14 protein-coding genes and 1 pseudogene are annotated in these 14,115 nt (G+C 73.1%); 8 read left to right on the top strand and 7 right to left on the bottom strand.

Annotation, left to right across the window (positions count from 1 at the left end; all coding sequences use genetic code 11):
• Window positions 1-732 precede the first annotated feature (732 nt).
• Window positions 733-1,008: a hypothetical protein gene (locus tag IE244_RS30625; protein WP_031172265.1), complete on the top strand. Its 276-nt coding sequence runs from the start codon at window positions 733-735 to the stop codon at window positions 1,006-1,008.
• Window positions 1,005-2,498: a cytochrome bc1 complex cytochrome b subunit gene (gene qcrB / locus IE244_RS30630; RefSeq protein ID WP_191876802.1), complete on the top strand. Its 1,494-nt coding sequence runs from the start codon at window positions 1,005-1,007 to the stop codon at window positions 2,496-2,498. The genes IE244_RS30625 and qcrB overlap by 4 nt, the downstream gene beginning before the upstream one ends.
• Here the strand turns inward: qcrB and ctaF are convergent.
• A complete protein-coding gene (ctaF, locus tag IE244_RS30635; RefSeq protein ID WP_191876803.1) occupies window positions 2,434-2,817 on the bottom strand; it encodes an aa3-type cytochrome oxidase subunit IV in 384 nt (127 codons plus the stop codon). The genes qcrB and ctaF overlap by 65 nt on opposite strands.
• Window positions 2,814-4,478 carry an aa3-type cytochrome oxidase subunit I gene (gene ctaD / locus IE244_RS30640; protein ID WP_191876804.1) on the bottom strand — a complete coding sequence of 555 codons (1,665 nt, stop codon included), beginning with the start codon at window positions 4,476-4,478 and terminating at the stop codon, window positions 2,814-2,816. The genes ctaF and ctaD overlap by 4 nt, the downstream gene beginning before the upstream one ends.
• A 126-nt stretch (window positions 4,479-4,604) precedes the next feature.
• Here ctaD and IE244_RS30645 point away from each other — a divergent pair, with 126 nt between their 5' ends.
• Together IE244_RS30645 and IE244_RS30650 are read left to right on the top strand one after the other, a co-directional pair.
• Window positions 4,605-4,961: a DUF6479 family protein gene (locus tag IE244_RS30645; RefSeq protein ID WP_191876805.1), complete on the top strand. Its 357-nt coding sequence runs from the start codon at window positions 4,605-4,607 to the stop codon at window positions 4,959-4,961.
• Between the two features lie 128 nt (window positions 4,962-5,089).
• The gene (locus tag IE244_RS30650; RefSeq protein WP_191876806.1) at window positions 5,090-5,275 is read left to right on the top strand and encodes a hypothetical protein; all 186 of its coding nucleotides are present in this window, start codon (window positions 5,090-5,092) and stop codon (window positions 5,273-5,275) included.
• A gap of 179 nt (window positions 5,276-5,454) precedes the next feature.
• Here the strand turns inward: IE244_RS30650 and rfbC are convergent, their stop codons facing one another.
• The 5 genes and pseudogenes from rfbC to IE244_RS30670 all read right to left on the bottom strand — a co-directional run bounded on the left by rfbC (window position 5,455) and on the right by IE244_RS30670 (window position 8,284).
• Entirely contained in the window at window positions 5,455-6,063 is a 609-nt protein-coding gene (rfbC, locus tag IE244_RS30655; RefSeq protein ID WP_191876807.1) for a dTDP-4-dehydrorhamnose 3,5-epimerase, read from the bottom strand.
• Window positions 6,045-6,575, bottom strand: coding sequence for a hypothetical protein (locus IE244_RS43250; protein WP_373305793.1), 531 nt, complete (start codon window positions 6,573-6,575; stop codon window positions 6,045-6,047). The genes rfbC and IE244_RS43250 overlap by 19 nt, the downstream gene beginning before the upstream one ends.
• An 85-nt stretch (window positions 6,576-6,660) precedes the next feature.
• Window positions 6,661-6,951, bottom strand: a pseudogene (locus IE244_RS43255) (glycosyltransferase family 2 protein); the annotation flags it as partial.
• A gap of 60 nt (window positions 6,952-7,011) precedes the next feature.
• The gene (locus IE244_RS30665) at window positions 7,012-7,596 is read right to left on the bottom strand and encodes a hydrolase (RefSeq protein ID WP_191876808.1); all 585 of its coding nucleotides are present in this window, start codon (window positions 7,594-7,596) and stop codon (window positions 7,012-7,014) included.
• 250 nt (window positions 7,597-7,846) lie between these two features.
• Window positions 7,847-8,284, bottom strand: a complete 438-nt coding sequence (locus IE244_RS30670; RefSeq protein WP_191876809.1) for a MarR family winged helix-turn-helix transcriptional regulator — start codon at window positions 8,282-8,284, stop codon at window positions 7,847-7,849.
• Window positions 8,285-8,410: 126 nt separating this feature from the next.
• Here IE244_RS30670 and IE244_RS30675 point away from each other — a divergent pair, with 126 nt between their 5' ends.
• From IE244_RS30675 to IE244_RS30690, 4 genes are read left to right on the top strand one after another with little or no spacing between them, the layout of a single operon-like run.
• Window positions 8,411-11,452 carry an FAD-binding and (Fe-S)-binding domain-containing protein gene (locus IE244_RS30675; RefSeq protein WP_191876810.1) on the top strand — a complete coding sequence of 1,014 codons (3,042 nt, stop codon included), beginning with the start codon at window positions 8,411-8,413 and terminating at the stop codon, window positions 11,450-11,452.
• 9 nt (window positions 11,453-11,461) lie between these two features.
• Window positions 11,462-12,571 carry an enolase C-terminal domain-like protein gene (locus IE244_RS30680; protein WP_191876811.1) on the top strand — a complete coding sequence of 370 codons (1,110 nt, stop codon included), beginning with the start codon at window positions 11,462-11,464 and terminating at the stop codon, window positions 12,569-12,571.
• 14 nt (window positions 12,572-12,585) lie between these two features.
• Entirely contained in the window at window positions 12,586-13,596 is a 1,011-nt protein-coding gene (locus IE244_RS30685; protein WP_191876812.1) for an SDR family oxidoreductase, read from the top strand.
• A gap of 9 nt (window positions 13,597-13,605) precedes the next feature.
• A complete protein-coding gene (locus IE244_RS30690) occupies window positions 13,606-14,106 on the top strand; it encodes a metallophosphoesterase family protein (RefSeq protein ID WP_191876813.1) in 501 nt (166 codons plus the stop codon).
• Window positions 14,107-14,115 lie beyond the last annotated feature (9 nt).

Raw genomic sequence — 14,115 nt, forward strand, 5'->3', positions numbered from 1 at the left:
CCCCACCGGCTCCGGAGCTGCCGCCGCGGTGTGGGGCCGCCGTCGGGTCCGGGTCTGCCGCCAGGGGTCCGAGGCCGCTCACGGGGCGGGTGGCGCTCCCGGCGTCCGGGCCGCCCAGCGGCCGACGGCCGCCGCCAGGCGAGGCCGCGATGGCCGACGCGGTGAGTGCCGGTCGCGCCCTTCACCCCCCGGCGTCCGCCGGTCGGGCTCGCGCCGCGCGGTGGCCTTGCGCGGGCCGTCCGGGTGCCTGGGGCGCGCCCCGTCCTGCTCGGGCTCGCACCGTCGGTCCGGCCTCACCGCGGTCGCTCTCATGCCTGCCGTGGTGTCCTCGCGGGCCGGTCGCGCAGCCCTGCTGGCTGCCTGCCGCAGCGGTCGGCCTGCCCCGGCGACCGGCTGCCACGGTCCGCTGTGGCTGCCCCGGGCGGCCGGCCGCCGCGGTCGGTCTCGTGCACCTGGCTGCGCCGGTGGGTGGCCGCCTTGGCGGGCCTTGTGTACCTGTGGCTGGCCCGCGGTCGGCCGTCTTGGCCGGCCCTGTGCGGCTGTGGGTGCCCCGGCGGCCGACCGTCACGGTCGGTCTCGTGCACCTGCGGCGCACCCCCGGGTCACCGCCCGGGTGGGCCGCGTACAGCTGTGGCCCCGCCGGTGTGGTCGTGTCGCGGGTGACCGCCACACGGGTGCGTTTCGGCAGGTTGGAGAGGCGTATCCGGAACGCTGTGCCTAGGGTCGATTGGTGTGGCACACACCTTCGAGGAACTCGTGCAGAAGCAGCGCGCGGCCGACGCGGCACACGCCACGGTCGAGGAACTGCGCGACACCTACGGCCCGCCGGCCGAGCGGCGGATGACCGGTGCCCAGTCGGGCACGTACGAGACCGCGCTGCGCGCCTGGCGGGACCTGGCCCGGGACGTGCAGACCGCGGTGAGCGAGTACGCCAAGGAGACGGGCCGGCCGCGCCCCGAGGTGGAGACCGAGGTGGCCCGGGCGGCGGCGGAGCCGGAGACCGCATGAGCCGTGTGGGGCGCCGCGCCGAGCGGTTCGTGGACGCGGCGGACGCCCGGCTGCCCGTGTACGAGGGCGGCCCGCTGCTGCGCAAGGCGTTCCCGGACCACTGGTCCTTCCTGCTCGGCGAACTCGCGCTGTACAGCCTGCTGGTGCTGATCCTGACCGGGGTCTGGCTGACCCTGTTCTTCCAGCCGGAGACGCGGGAGGTCGTCTACGCCGGCCGCTATGTGCCGCTGCGCGGTGTGCGCATGTCGGCCGCCTTCGACTCCACCCTGTACATCAGCTTCGACGTGCGCGGCGGACTGCTGATGCGGCAGGCGCATCACTGGGCGGCGCTGGTCTTCGTCGCCGCCATCGGGGTGCACCTGCTGCGCATCTTCTTCACCGGCGCCTTCCGCCGGCCCCGCGAGCTGAACTGGGTGATCGGGGTGACCCTGTTCGCCCTCTCGCTCGCCGAGGGCTTCGCCGGCTACTCGCTCCCCGACGACCTGCTCTCCGGGACCGGACTGCGCATCGCCCAGGGCATCATGCTCTCGCTCCCGGTCGTCGGCACGTACGTGGCCTTCTTCGCCTTCGGCGGCCAGTACCCGGGCCACGACATCATCACCCGCCTGTATCCGCTGCACGTCCTGCTGCTCCCGGGTGCCCTCATCGCCCTGGTCGCCGTGCACCTGATCCTGGTGGTCCATCTCAAGCACACCCAGTGGCGCGGCCCGGGACACACGCCGCGCAACGCCGTCGGCAAGCCGTTCTTCCCCCAGTTCACCGGCTCCTCCGGCGGCCTGGCCGTCATCGTCGCCGGCGTGCTGGTGCTGCTGGCGGGCATCGCCCAGATCAACCCGGTGTGGAACTACGGCCCCTACCGCCCCGACCTGGTCTCCACCGCCTCCCAGCCCGACTGGTACGTCGGTTTCCTGGAGGGCGCGCTGCGGCTGGTCCCGGCCTGGGAGACGAACTTCGCGGGCCACACCCTGATGTGGAACGTCCTGCTCCCGGCCGTCGTCCTGCCGGCCCTGCTGTTCGCCGTGCTCTACGCCTATCCGTTCGTGGAACAGCGTCTGACCGGGGAGGGGTGGGCCGAGCGGCACCTGTGCGACCGGCCCCGCGAGCGGCCCGTCCGCACCGGGCTCGGCGTGGCGGGCACCGTGTTCTACGGCGTGCTGCTGCTGGCCGGCGGGAACGACGTCATCGCCCAGACCTTCCGCGTCTCCGTCAACGTGATCACCTGGGTGCTGCGCACCGCCCTGATCGTTGCGCCGGTCCTCGCCTTCCTGGTGACCCGGTGGCTGTGCCGGGCCCTGACGGCGGCCGAGAACGAGCGGCTCGCCGAGGGCGTGCCCACGGGTGAGATCCGGCAGAGCATCACCGGCGGCTACGAGGCCGACCACGAGCCGGTGGAGACGTTCCGGCCCGGGGCCCCGCGCAGGCCGCTCACCGCTGCGCGTACTGGAACACCATCCCGAACACCCCGCGTGCCAGAACGCCCAGACCGATGAGGAACAGCCACAGCCCGAAGACCACACCGCTCGCCGTCACCGCGAAACCGAGCGCGGTGACGATCGGCCACAGGCTCTCGTCGGGGAAGAACGCGACCGGCCCGGCGGCGTCCACGACCTCCGCCGCGGTACGGTCCTGCGCCCGCGCCCCGCGGCGCCGGTACTGGATGAGGCAGAAGAACGCGACCAGTCCGGCCATCCCGCACGCGACGACCAGCGCGACCGTGCCCGCCTCCTCGCCCGCCCACACGCCGTACAGCGCGGCCAAGCCGCCGAAGAACAGCGCGACCCCGCCGAACAGCATCGCCTCCGCCTTCATCGCGCCAGCTCCTCTCCGGCCGGGCTCTCGACCTGCGGATGGTGCAGGTCGAAGGCGGGCGATTCCGAGCGGATCCGGGGCAGCGCCACGAAGTTGTGCCGAGGCGGCGGGCAGGACGTCGCCCACTCCAGGCCCCGCCCCCATCCCCACGGGTCGTCCACGGTGACCTTCCGCCCCTTCGCGGCGGTACGCCACACGTTGTAGAGGAACGGCACAGCGGAGACGCCGAGCAGGAAGGCGCCCGCGGACGACAGGGTGTTGAGCAGCGTGAAGCCGTCCTCGGGCAGATAGTCCGCGTACCGGCGGGGCATGCCGGCCTCGCCGAGCCAGTGCTGCACCAGGAAGGTCAGCTGGAACCCCGGGAACAGCAGCCAGAAGTGCAGTTTGCCGAGCCGCTCGTCGAGCATCTTCCCGGTGAACTTGGGCCACCAGAAGTAGAACCCGGCGAACATCGCGAACACCACGGTGCCGAACAGCACGTAGTGCAGGTGCGCCACGATGAAGTAGGTGTCGGTCAGATGGAAGTCGAGCGGCGGTGAGGCGATCAGCACCCCGCTCAGCCCGCCGAGCAGGAACGACACCAGGAAGCCCAGTGACCACAGCATCGGTGTCTCGAACGAGACCGAGCCGTGCCACATCGTGCCGATCCACGCGAAGAACTTGATACCCGTGGGCACCGCGATGAGGAACGACATGATGGAGAAGAACGGCAGCAGCACCGCGCCGGTGGCGAACATGTGGTGCGCCCACACCACCGCCGACAGCATGGTGATGGCGATCGTCGCCCCGATCATCGGCAGATAGCCGAACAGCGGCTTGCGGGAGAACACCGGAACGATCTCCGAGACGATCCCGAAGAACGGCAGCGCCACGATGTAGACCTCCGGATGCCCGAAGAACCAGAACAGGTGCTGCCACAGCAGCGCGCCGCCGTTCGCCGCGTCGAAGACGTGCGCCCCGAACTTCCGGTCCGCCTCCAGCGCCAGCAGCGCCGCCGTGAGCACCGGGAAGGCGGGCAGGATCAGGATCGAGGTGAACAGCACGTTCCAGGTGAAGATCGGCATCCGGAACATCGTCAGGCCCGGCGCGCGCAGCGACAGGATCGTGGCGATGAAGTTCACCGCGGTCAGGGTCGTCGACACACCGGAGACCACCAGCCCCATCGCCCAGAGGTCCCCTCCCGCGCCGGGGGAGAAGTAGGCACTGTTGAGCGGTGCGTAGGCGAACCAGCCGAACGCCGCGGCTCCGCCGGGCACCAGGAAGCCGGAGACCACCATCAGGCCGCCGAACAGGTACATCCAGTACGACAGCGCGTTCAGCCGGGGGAAGGCCAGGTCGGGCGAACCGATCTGCAGCGGCATCACGGCGTTGGCGAACCCGGCGAACATGGGGGTCGCGAACAGCAGCATCATGATGGTGCCGTGGATCGTGAAGAACTGGTCGTAGCCCTGCTCGCTCAGGAACTGCAGACCCGGCCGGGCGAGTTCCGCGCGCATCCCGAGGGCGAGCAGCCCGGCGAGCAGGAAGAAGCAGAACGCCGTGACCATGTAGAGCCGGCCGATCACCTTGTGGTCGGCGGTGGAGATCCAGCGCAGCAACGCCCGGCCCGGCCGCGGCGCGGGCGCCGTGTAGCGGGCGACGATCTCGTATGTGTCCGGCATTTCGGGTAGTTCCGTCATCGCTGGTGACGCTACTCCCCGCGACCTGCGGCCTCCCGCGCGCCACGCCTCGCGCCCGGAGTCGTATCCGCCGCTCGGCTGGGTACCCGGTGGCCCATGAACGTCGCCATGTACGTAGCAGCATCGGGTGCCCAGGTGTTCGGGTACGTCCTCATCCTGCTCGCGGGCGTCGCCTGCGCCGCCGGACTGATGTGGGCCTTCCGACTCGGCTTCAAGGTGCGCGAAAACGAATCCGACCCGCCGCGACCCGACGAGCAGCCCACGATGCCCGCGTCCGGCCCGGTCCACGAGACCCGCGAGATGCGTGAACCCGACGATGTGCCCCGGGCCGCCGACGGGAGCGAGCGGCTGACCCCCTACCAGATCGGCAACGTCCGCTCCCGGCGCGCCGCCGACCAGCGTCGCCCGCGCTGGTCGCCCGGATCAAGCGGTTCCTTCGGCGGCGGAGGCGGCGGCCGGACCTGAGGCGGCCGCCCACTGCCGTGACCGCCGCGTTTGCGGGCGCGGGGCCGTGGGACCCGGTGAGCCACAGATCGCACACGGGCCCGCGCGGGGCCGATGGGCCCGCGCCGGCACACCGACGCAGAGGGAAGATGGACGACGTGACCGCGCATCCCAGCGAGAAACCCACCCTGCCCTACGCCGAGACCGGCTGGGCGAAGGCCCACCGCCGGCGCGGCTGGGGAGTGCGGACCTGTCTTCCCGCGACCCTGGAGCGCGGCTCCGCGCCGCGGCAGGACACCGCCTGCGAGGACACCATCGTGCGGGGCGAGGACTGAGGGTACCGGCACGCGGACGGCGGGCGCCCCGGCCAACTCCCGTCGGGAGCAGGCCACACCGTCGAGTTCTTCGCCCGAGCCAACCGCCTCGCATCGGAGAGACGACCGCCAACCCTCGCGGAGGCAGGAAACGCTCCCGGGCTGGGAGCCGCTGCGCCGCGCGCCGGCCCCGTACGCCCTCAGCCGCTGAACTCGCCCGAGCGCAACCGCTCGTAGTGGGCGGAGCAGTCCGCGTAGGAGGGCAGCAGCCCGGACCGCTCCGCCTCGGCCAGCGAGGGCGCCTCGGCGTCCTTGTCCGACAGCACCGGCGTGATCCCCTGCGGCCAGGTGATCCCCAGCGCCGGGTCCAGCGGATGTACCCCGTGCTCGCGTCCCGGCGCGTACCCGGTCGAGCACAGGTACACCACCGTGGCGTCGTCGGTGAGTGCCATGAAGGCGTGCCCGAGGCCCTCGGCGAGGAACAGCGCCCGCCGGCTGTCGTCGTCCAGCCGTACGGCCTCCCACCGGCCGTAGGCCGGGGAGCCGACGCGGATGTCCACCACCACGTCGAGGACGGCTCCGCGCACACAGGTGACGTACTTGGCCTGGCCGGGCGGTACGTCGGCGAAGTGGATGCCGCGCAGCACCCCCCGCCGGGACACCGAGCAGTTGGCCTGGGCGAGATCGAGGCGGTAGCCGGTGGCCTCGCGGAACTCCGTGCCCCGGTACCACTCGTGGAAGCTGCCCCGGTCGTCCGGGAACACCCGGGGCTCCAGCACCCAGGCACCGCCTATCCCCAACTGTCGCACGCCTCACGCCTCCCCTGTCGTCGTGGTCGAACGCGTTCTTCGTGTTCTCCGTACCCGCCGGCGACGATCCCGCCCGGCGGCAGCGCGAGACCCCGGTCCGGCGTGGGGCCCAGCCGGCGCTCCCTGGTCCAGCCGCGGAGACCGACCTGCACGTACAGGCCCCACAGCCCGCCGTGCATCGGGTCGCCGCACGAGGCCGTGGCCAGGCCGACCGTGGCGGTCGCGCGCAGCACCTGCCGGGGGCCGGCGTCCTCGGCGGGGACCCGTTCGCGGGTGGCCCCCACCGGACGCAGTCCAGGGGCGTTCCCGGGGTCGAAGCGCTCGAGGACGACCGCGTGCGTCTCGCGCGGCAGTGCGAGCCGGTGGCCGTCGGGCATCGCCGGCAGCCGGCGCCCGCTCATCCGCTCCGCCCTCTCCACGCGCAGCCGGCGGCGCGGCAGCCTGTCGGGTAAGGGGCCCGGTCCGGTGTACCGCTCGACCACGTCGAGGGCCTCGCGCAGGTTCGGCGCCACCGGCCCTCCGGGTAGCGTGGTCGCCGGGCCGGTCGTCGCTGTCGACGGACATCACGAAGTCGCCGCGGGAGGCCTCGATGCCCACGGTGCGCGGCCTGCCGGACCAGCCGGAGCTCTGCTGGCGGATGACGTGCGGGTGCCCGGCGGCGAGGGCGTCCAGCCGGGCCGGGGTGGAGTCGGTGGAGCCGTCCTCCACGAAGATCACTTCGTACGCGTCGTCGGGCAGCCTCCGGCGCAGCAGCGAGGCCACGCAGTCCTCGACGTACGGACCGGGGCCGTGCACGGGGACGACGACGCTGACCCTGACCGGCATCCGGCTCCAAGCCCCCTTTGTCCGCTGGCCGTTGCCTCCGTGGCACGGTGCGCGTGGCCGCATGCTAACCCGGCCCCTTGCCGCGGCGGGCCGGTATCACGCGGCAACGGGCCGGGCCGCCGGTCAGTCGTGGGTCTTGGCGAGCAGCTCCAGGATCTCGGCGGCGGTGCCGCTCTCGCCGAGCCGGGGGAAGATCCGCTGCACGCTGTTGGCGTGCGCCTCGGGGACGGCGTCGGCCATCGCGTCGGTGGCCAGCGTGACGTGGTAGCCGTGGGCGTAGGCGTCCCGGGCGGTGGACTCCACGCCGATGCTGGTGGCGATGCCGGTCAGCACGATCTGGGTGACGCCGCGGCGGCGCAGCTGGACGTCCAGGTCGGTGCCGTGGAAGGCGCTCCAGTTGTGCTTGGTGACACGGATGTCGCCGGCGTGGCCGGACAGCTCCTCGACGAGGACGTCCCAGCCCTGCGGGAAGGCGAGGCCGCGCGCCTGGTGCTCGGTGCGGCCGGGGACGGCGTCGGCCCAGTCGGGGGCGAAGGAGACCCGGACCAGGACCACGGGCAGGCTCCGGGCCCGGAAGGCCTCGGCCAGTGCGGCGGTGCGGGAGACGACGTCCGCCGCCGCGTGCGGCTGCACGGGCATGCCCACGATGCCGTTCTGCAGGTCGATCGCGACGAGGGCGGTCCGGGGGTCGAGCGTGGTGAGCGACATGGGTCGGTCAGGCCTTTCGAGGGGTGGTCGTCCGTGCGGTGGTGAGCCGGCCGGCCAGCGGTCCGGCGGAGTGGCCGCCGGCAGCGGGGCGGAGCCGGCCGGCGGCGACAGGGCCGGGCGTTCCGCCCGGCGGTGTCGGCGAGGTGGGGGAAGAGAGAGCCGGCGCGGGCCGTGCGGGTCCACCGGACGGCCGGTGGAATCCGGCGGGGAGGGGCGGGGGCCTGCCCGGTGTGTCCGGTGGGCCCCGGTGTCACGGCTGCGACAGCCGTTCCATCAGCTCCAGTGCCCTCAGGACCGTCTGCCGTTCCTCCTCGGTGTAGCGGTCCTGGAAGGCGCGGGCCAGCCACTCCTCGCGGACCTGCCGGTTGCCCTCGACGCGGGCCCGGCCCGCGTCGGTCAGGGTGACCAGCTGGCGGCGGCCGTCGTCGGGGTCGGGGGTGCGCCGGACCAGGCCGTGCCGCTCCAGGGCCGCCAGTGTGGTCGCCATCGACTGCGGGCGGACGCCCTCGGCGGCGGCGAGCGCGCTGGCCGTGGCCGCTCCGTGCTTTGCGGCCAGGGTGAGCGCCGACTCCTGCGACGGGCTCAGGTCGGTGTCCTGCGCGACCTCGCGGATACGGCGCCGCAGCCGGCTGAACACCACACGCAGATCGCGTGCGGTGCGGGCGGCGGAGTCGGAGATGTCGGCCATGGCGCCCACCCTACGATCGACAGTCGAAACTGTCCACCTCAAACTGTTCAGTTTTGGCTGTCGAATTGCCGGGTACTCGCCCGTCCTCGGACAGGGCTGCACGTCGGTGAACTCAAGGGAGCGCAGATGACCCCTCCGGACATGTCCGGCCTGGAGTCGGCGCTGTGCGCCGAGGTGGACGGCGAGGTCCGCTTCGACGCCGGCAGCCGCGGTGCCTACGCCACGGACGGTTCGAACTACCGGCAGGTCCCCCTGGGTGTCGTCGTCCCCCGCACGGTCGAGGCGGGCGCCCGGGCGCTGTCGGTGTGCGCACGTTTCGACGCCCCCGTCCTCTCCCGGGGCGGCGGCACCAGCCTGGCGGGACAGTCGACCAACACCGCCGTGGTGATCGACTGGAGCAAGTACTGCACCCGGCTGATCTCACTCGACCCCGAGCGGCGCACCTGCGTGGTGGAGCCCGGGATCGTCCTCGACGAACTCAACCGGCAACTCGCCGGACACAAGCTGCAGTTCGGGCCGAAACCCTCCACCCACAGCCACTGCGCGCTCGGCGGCATGATCGGCAACAACTCCTGCGGCGCCTCCGCGCAGGCCTACGGCAAGACCGTCGACAACGTCCGGCGCCTGGAGATCCTCACCTACGACGGACAGCGCGCCTGGGTCGGCCCCACACCGCCCGACGAGCGCGCCCGGATCATCTCCGGCGGCGGCCGGCTCGCCGAGATCTACGGCGGCCTCGACCGCATCGCGGCCGAGTACCTGGCCGACATCCGCCGCGGCTACCCCAAGATCCCGCGCCGCGTCTCCGGCTACAACCTCGACTCCCTGCTGCCCGAGAACGGCTTCGACGTGGCCAAGGCGCTCGTCGGCAGCGAGGGCACCCTGGTCACCGTCCTGCGCGCCGAACTCGACCTCGTGCCCGTGCCGCCGTACCAGTCGCTGCTCGTCCTCGGCTACGACGACATCTGCGCCGCCGCCGACGACGTGTCCCGCGTGCTGGAGCACTGCTCACCCAGCCAGCTGGAGGCGCTGGACGGCCGCATGGCCGAGCTGATGCGCGAGGAGGGCGCCTACCTCGACTCCCTCAACGTCCTTCCCGAGGGCGACAGCTGGCTGATGGTGCAGTACAGCGGCGACAGCCAGGAGGACGTCGACGAGCAGGCCCACGCCCTGCTCCGGGCCATCGGCCGCGGCGCGAAGGACGCGGACGTCGCCTTCTCCGACGACCCCGAACGCGAACAGAAGATGCTCAGGGCCCGCGAGGCCGGACTCGGCGTCACCGCCCGCCCGCCGGACGACCGGGAGACCTGGGAGGGCTGGGAGGACTCCGCCGTACCGCCCGAACGGCTCGGCGACTACCTGCGGGACCTGAAGGACCTGTTCGACGAGTTCGGCTACGACCACCCCTCCCTGTACGGCCACTTCGGGCAGGGCTGTGTGCACACCCGCATCCCGTTCGGGCTGAGGACCGCCGAGGGCGTGGCCGACTTCCGCCGCTTCGTGGAACGCGCCGCCGACCTGGTCGCCTCCTACGGCGGCTCCCTGTCCGGCGAGCACGGCGACGGCCAGTCCCGCGGCGAACTGCTCACCCGTATGTTCGGCGAGCGGCTCGTCACCGCCTTCGGCGAGCTGAAGGCGCTCTTCGACCCCACGAACCGGATGAACCCCGGCAAGGTCGTCCACCCCCACCCCGTCGACGGTCAGCTGCGGCTCGGGCCGTCCTGGCGGCCCGCGACCCCCGCCACCCACTTCGACTTCCCCGAGGACGCGCACTCCTTCGACCGCGCCGTGATGCGCTGCGTCGGTATCGGCAACTGCCGCAGCCACTCCGGCGGCGTCATGTGCCCCTCCTACCGGGCCACCAGGGAGGAGGAGCACTCCACCCGCGGCCGGGCCCGGCTGCTGTTCGAGATGCTCGGCGGACACGCCGACTCCGCGATCAAGGACGGCTGGCGCTCCACCGCCGTGCGCGACGCCCTCGACCTGTGCCTGGCCTGCAAGGGCTGCAAGTCCGACTGCCCGACCGGCGTCGACATGGCCACCCTCAAGGCGGAGTTCATGGCCCACCACTACGAGGGCCGGATCCGCCCCATGGCCCACTACTCCATGGGCTACCTGCCGGTGTGGGCCCGGCTCTCCCGGATCGCCCCCGCCCTGGCCAACTCCGCGCTCCACGCGCCCGGCCTGGCCCGCCTCGGCAAACGGCTCGCCGGCATCGACGAGGCCCGCTCGGCCCCCGTGTTCGCCGAGGAGTCCTTCGTCCAGTGGTGGCGGACCCGCGACCACGAGAAGCCGGACCCGGCCGACCCGCGCACCGTGGTGCTGTGGCCCGACACCTTCAGCACCTACTTCCACCCCTCCATCGCCAGGTCCGCCGTACGGGTCCTCGAAGACGCGGGCTTCCGGGTCGCCGTCCCCACCGAGCCGGTGTGCTGCGGCCTGACCTGGATCTCCACCGGCCAACTCCCCGTCGCCAAGAAGGTGCTGAGCCACACCCTCGGCGTGCTGCGCCCCTACCTGGAGGCGGGCACCCCCGTCATCGGCCTCGAACCGTCCTGCACGGCCGTCTTCCGCGCCGACGCCCCCGAGCTGATGCCCGCCGACCAGGACGTGCAGCGACTGGCCGGGCAGGTCCGCACCTTCGCCGAACAGCTCGTCCACCACGCCCCCGACGACTGGCGGCCACCGCAGCTCGCCCGGCAGGCGACCGTGCAGACCCACTGCCACCAGCACGCCATCATGAAGTTCGACGCCGACCGCGAACTGATGCGCCGCGCCCACCTGGACGCCGAGGTCCTCGACGAGGGCTGCTGCGGGCTCGCCGGCAACTTCGGCTTCGAACGCGGCCACCACGAGGTCTCCCTGGCCGTCGCCGAACAGGGCGTCCTGCCCGCCGTACGCGCCGCGGCACCCGACAGCCTGGTCCTCGCCGACGGCTTCAGCTGCCGCACCCAGATCGAGGAGGGCGGCACCGGCCGCCGCGCCCTGCACCTCGCCGAGGTGCTCGCGCTCGGCCTGGACGGCAACCTGCCCAGCGACCACCCGGAACGCCTGGCCGACCGCCCGCCCGAACCCTCGCGCACGGCCCGCTGGGCGACGACCGCGGCCGCGGCGGCCCTCCCCGCGGGCGTCGCGCTGGGGCTGCGACTGGTCCGGCGCCGGAGCTGAGGAGCCGCCATGAGCGACCAGCCGACCGTCGACGCGCTCGCGACCGCCGTCTACACCGTCCCCACCGACGCCCCCGAGGCGGACGGCACCCTGGCCTGGGACAAGACCACCCTCGTCCTGGTCACCGTCCGCTCCGGCACCACCACCGGCCTCGGCTACACCTACGCCCCGGCCGCCACCGCCCACGTCGTCCGCGAACTCCTCACCGGCACCGTCACCGGCCTGACCGCGCTCGACGTGCCCGGCGCCAACGAGCGGATGTGCCGGGCCGTACGCAACGCCGGACTGCCCGGCGTCGCCGCCCAGGCGATCGCCGCCGTCGACATCGCCCTGTGGGACCTCAAGGCCCGTCTGCTCGGCCTGCCCCTGGCGGCCCTGCTCGGCGCCGTCCGCGACGACGTGCCGGTGTACGGCAGCGGCGGCTTCACCACCTACGACGCCGCACGCCAGGACCGCCAGCTGCGCGGCTGGACCGAGGACGAGGGCATCCCCCGCGTCAAGATCAAGATCGGTGAGTCGTGGGGCAGCCGCGAGTCCCGCGACCTCGAACGGGTCACCCGCGCCCGGGCCAGCGTCGGCGACACGACCGAGCTGTACGTGGACGCCAACGGCGGCTACACCGGCGGACAGGCCCTGCGCATCGGCGCCGCGCTCACCGACCACGGCGTGACCTGGTACGAGGAACCGGTCTCCTCCGACCACCTCACCCTGCTCGCGGACCTCCGCGGCCGCCTCCCCATGGACGTCACCGCCGGCGAGTACGGGTACACGCTGCCGTACTTCGAGCACATGCTGGCCGCCCACGCGGTCGACTGCCTCCAGGCGGACGTCACCCGCTGCGCCGGCATCACCGTCTGGCTGCGCGCCGCCGCCCTCGCCCACGCCCGCGGGCTCGACATCTCCGGGCACTGCGCGCCCCACGCCCACGCGCACGTGGCCGCCGCCGTGCCCAACCTGCGTCACCTGGAATGGTTCCACGACCACGTCCGCATCGAACGGCTCCTGTTCGACGGCGTCCTCGACCCCGGCGGCGGCAGCGTCACCCCCGGCGCCGACGGAGCACCCGGGCTGGGCCTGACCCTGGTCGAGGAGTGGGCGGAAAGGTACCGAACGGAGTAGGAGGAGAGAGGAACATGCCCCCCACCGTCGTCATCACCGGCGCCAGCGCCGGAATCGGCCGTGCCACGGCCCGCCTGTACGCCCGGCGCGGCGCGAACGTCGTGCTGGTCGCCCGCGGTGAGGGCGGCCTGGCGGCGGCGGCCGACGAGGTCGCGGCGCTCGGCGGACGCCCGCTCGTGCGGCCGGCCGACGTGACCGACGCGGCCCGGGTGGAGGCCGTCGCCGAGGCCGCCGAGAAGGAGTTCGGCCCCATCGACATCTGGATCAACTGCGCCTTCTCGTCGGTGTTCGCGCCGTTCGACGAGATCACCCCCGAGGAGTTCCGGCGGATCACCGACGTCACCTACCTCGGCTTCGTCAACGGCACCCGCTCCGCCCTCAAGCGCATGCTGCCCCGCGACCGCGGCACGATCGTGCAGGTCGGCTCCGCGCTCGGGGAGCGGTCCATCCCGCTGCAGTCGGCGTACTGCGGCGCCAAGCACGCCATCAACGGCTTCACCTCCTCGCTGCGCACGGAGCTGCTGCACCGCGGCAGCAACGTCCACGTCACCGTCGTCCAGATGCCCGCCGTCAACACGCCCCAGTTCGAATGGGTGCGCTCCCGGCTGTCCGCACACCCGATGCCGGTCCCGCCGATCTACCAGCCGGAGGTCGCCGCACGGGGCGTGCTGTACGCGGCCGATCACCCGCGCCGCAAGCAGTACTACGTCGGCGCCAGCACCGTGGCCACCATCTGGGCCAACCGGCTCGTCCCCGCCCTGCTCGACCGCTACCTGGCCCGCACCGGCTTCGACTCCCAGCAGACCGACCGCATCCCGCCGGCCGGCCTGGACAACCTCTTCGAGCCGGTGGACAACGAGCCGTCCGAGGACCAGGGCGCCCACGGCTCCTTCGACGACAGCTCCCACGCCCGCTCCTGGCAGGCGACCCTGGCCCGGCACCCCGCCGCCACCGCCCTCGGCACCGGCGCCGCCGTACTCGGCGCGGTCGGCGGCCTGCGCCGGCTGACCTCCCGGACGGCCTAGGCTGGTCAGGTGCGTCTGCTGCTCATGTCCGACACGCATCTGCCCAAGCGCGCCAAGCGGCTCCCCGAGCCGCTGCTGGCCGAACTCCCGCGCGCGGACGTCGTGTTCCACGCGGGGGACTGGGTCGACGCCGCCACCCTCGACCTGCTGGAGAGCCGCAGCCGCCGGCTCGTCGCGGTCCACGGCAACAACGACGGCCCCGAGCTGCGCGCCCGGCTCCCCGAGGTGGCGTACGCCGAACTGGACGGGCTGCGCTTCGGCGTGGTGCACGAGACCGGCCCCGCCCAGGGCCGCGAGGCCCGCTGCGCCGCCCGCTTCCCCGACCTCGACGTCCTGGTCTTCGGCCACAGCCACATCCCCTGGGACACCACCGCCCCGACCGGCCTGCGCCTGCTCAACCCCGGCTCACCCACCGACCGGCGCCGCCAGCCCCACTGCACCTACCTGACCGCGCACCTCACCGGCGGCACGCTCACCGAGGTGACCCTGCACCGGCTCCCGCAGCGGTAGCGGTCCATG

It is taken from the genome of Streptomyces filipinensis, assembly GCF_014649495.1.
Classification (GTDB): Bacteria; Actinomycetota; Actinomycetes; order Streptomycetales; family Streptomycetaceae; genus Streptomyces; species Streptomyces filipinensis.

What these genes read in the sequence shown, in the direction of transcription:
- IE244_RS30650 (WP_191876806.1), top strand. Translation starts at nt 5,090, where the DNA reads ATGGACGACGTGACCGCGCATCCCAGCGAGAAACCCACCCTGCCCTAC.
- ctaD (WP_191876804.1), bottom strand. Translation starts at nt 4,478, where the DNA reads ATGCCGGACACATACGAGATCGTCGCCCGCTACACGGCGCCCGCGCCG.
- IE244_RS30665 (WP_191876808.1), bottom strand. Translation starts at nt 7,596, where the DNA reads ATGTCGCTCACCACGCTCGACCCCCGGACCGCCCTCGTCGCGATCGAC.
- qcrB (WP_191876802.1), top strand. Translation starts at nt 1,005, where the DNA reads ATGAGCCGTGTGGGGCGCCGCGCCGAGCGGTTCGTGGACGCGGCGGAC.
- IE244_RS30670 (WP_191876809.1), bottom strand. Translation starts at nt 8,284, where the DNA reads ATGGCCGACATCTCCGACTCCGCCGCCCGCACCGCACGCGATCTGCGT.
- IE244_RS30675 (WP_191876810.1), top strand. Translation starts at nt 8,411, where the DNA reads ATGACCCCTCCGGACATGTCCGGCCTGGAGTCGGCGCTGTGCGCCGAG.
- IE244_RS30685 (WP_191876812.1), top strand. Translation starts at nt 12,586, where the DNA reads ATGCCCCCCACCGTCGTCATCACCGGCGCCAGCGCCGGAATCGGCCGT.
- IE244_RS30680 (WP_191876811.1), top strand. Translation starts at nt 11,462, where the DNA reads ATGAGCGACCAGCCGACCGTCGACGCGCTCGCGACCGCCGTCTACACC.
- IE244_RS30645 (WP_191876805.1), top strand. Translation starts at nt 4,605, where the DNA reads ATGTACGTAGCAGCATCGGGTGCCCAGGTGTTCGGGTACGTCCTCATC.
- ctaF (WP_191876803.1), bottom strand. Translation starts at nt 2,817, where the DNA reads ATGAAGGCGGAGGCGATGCTGTTCGGCGGGGTCGCGCTGTTCTTCGGC.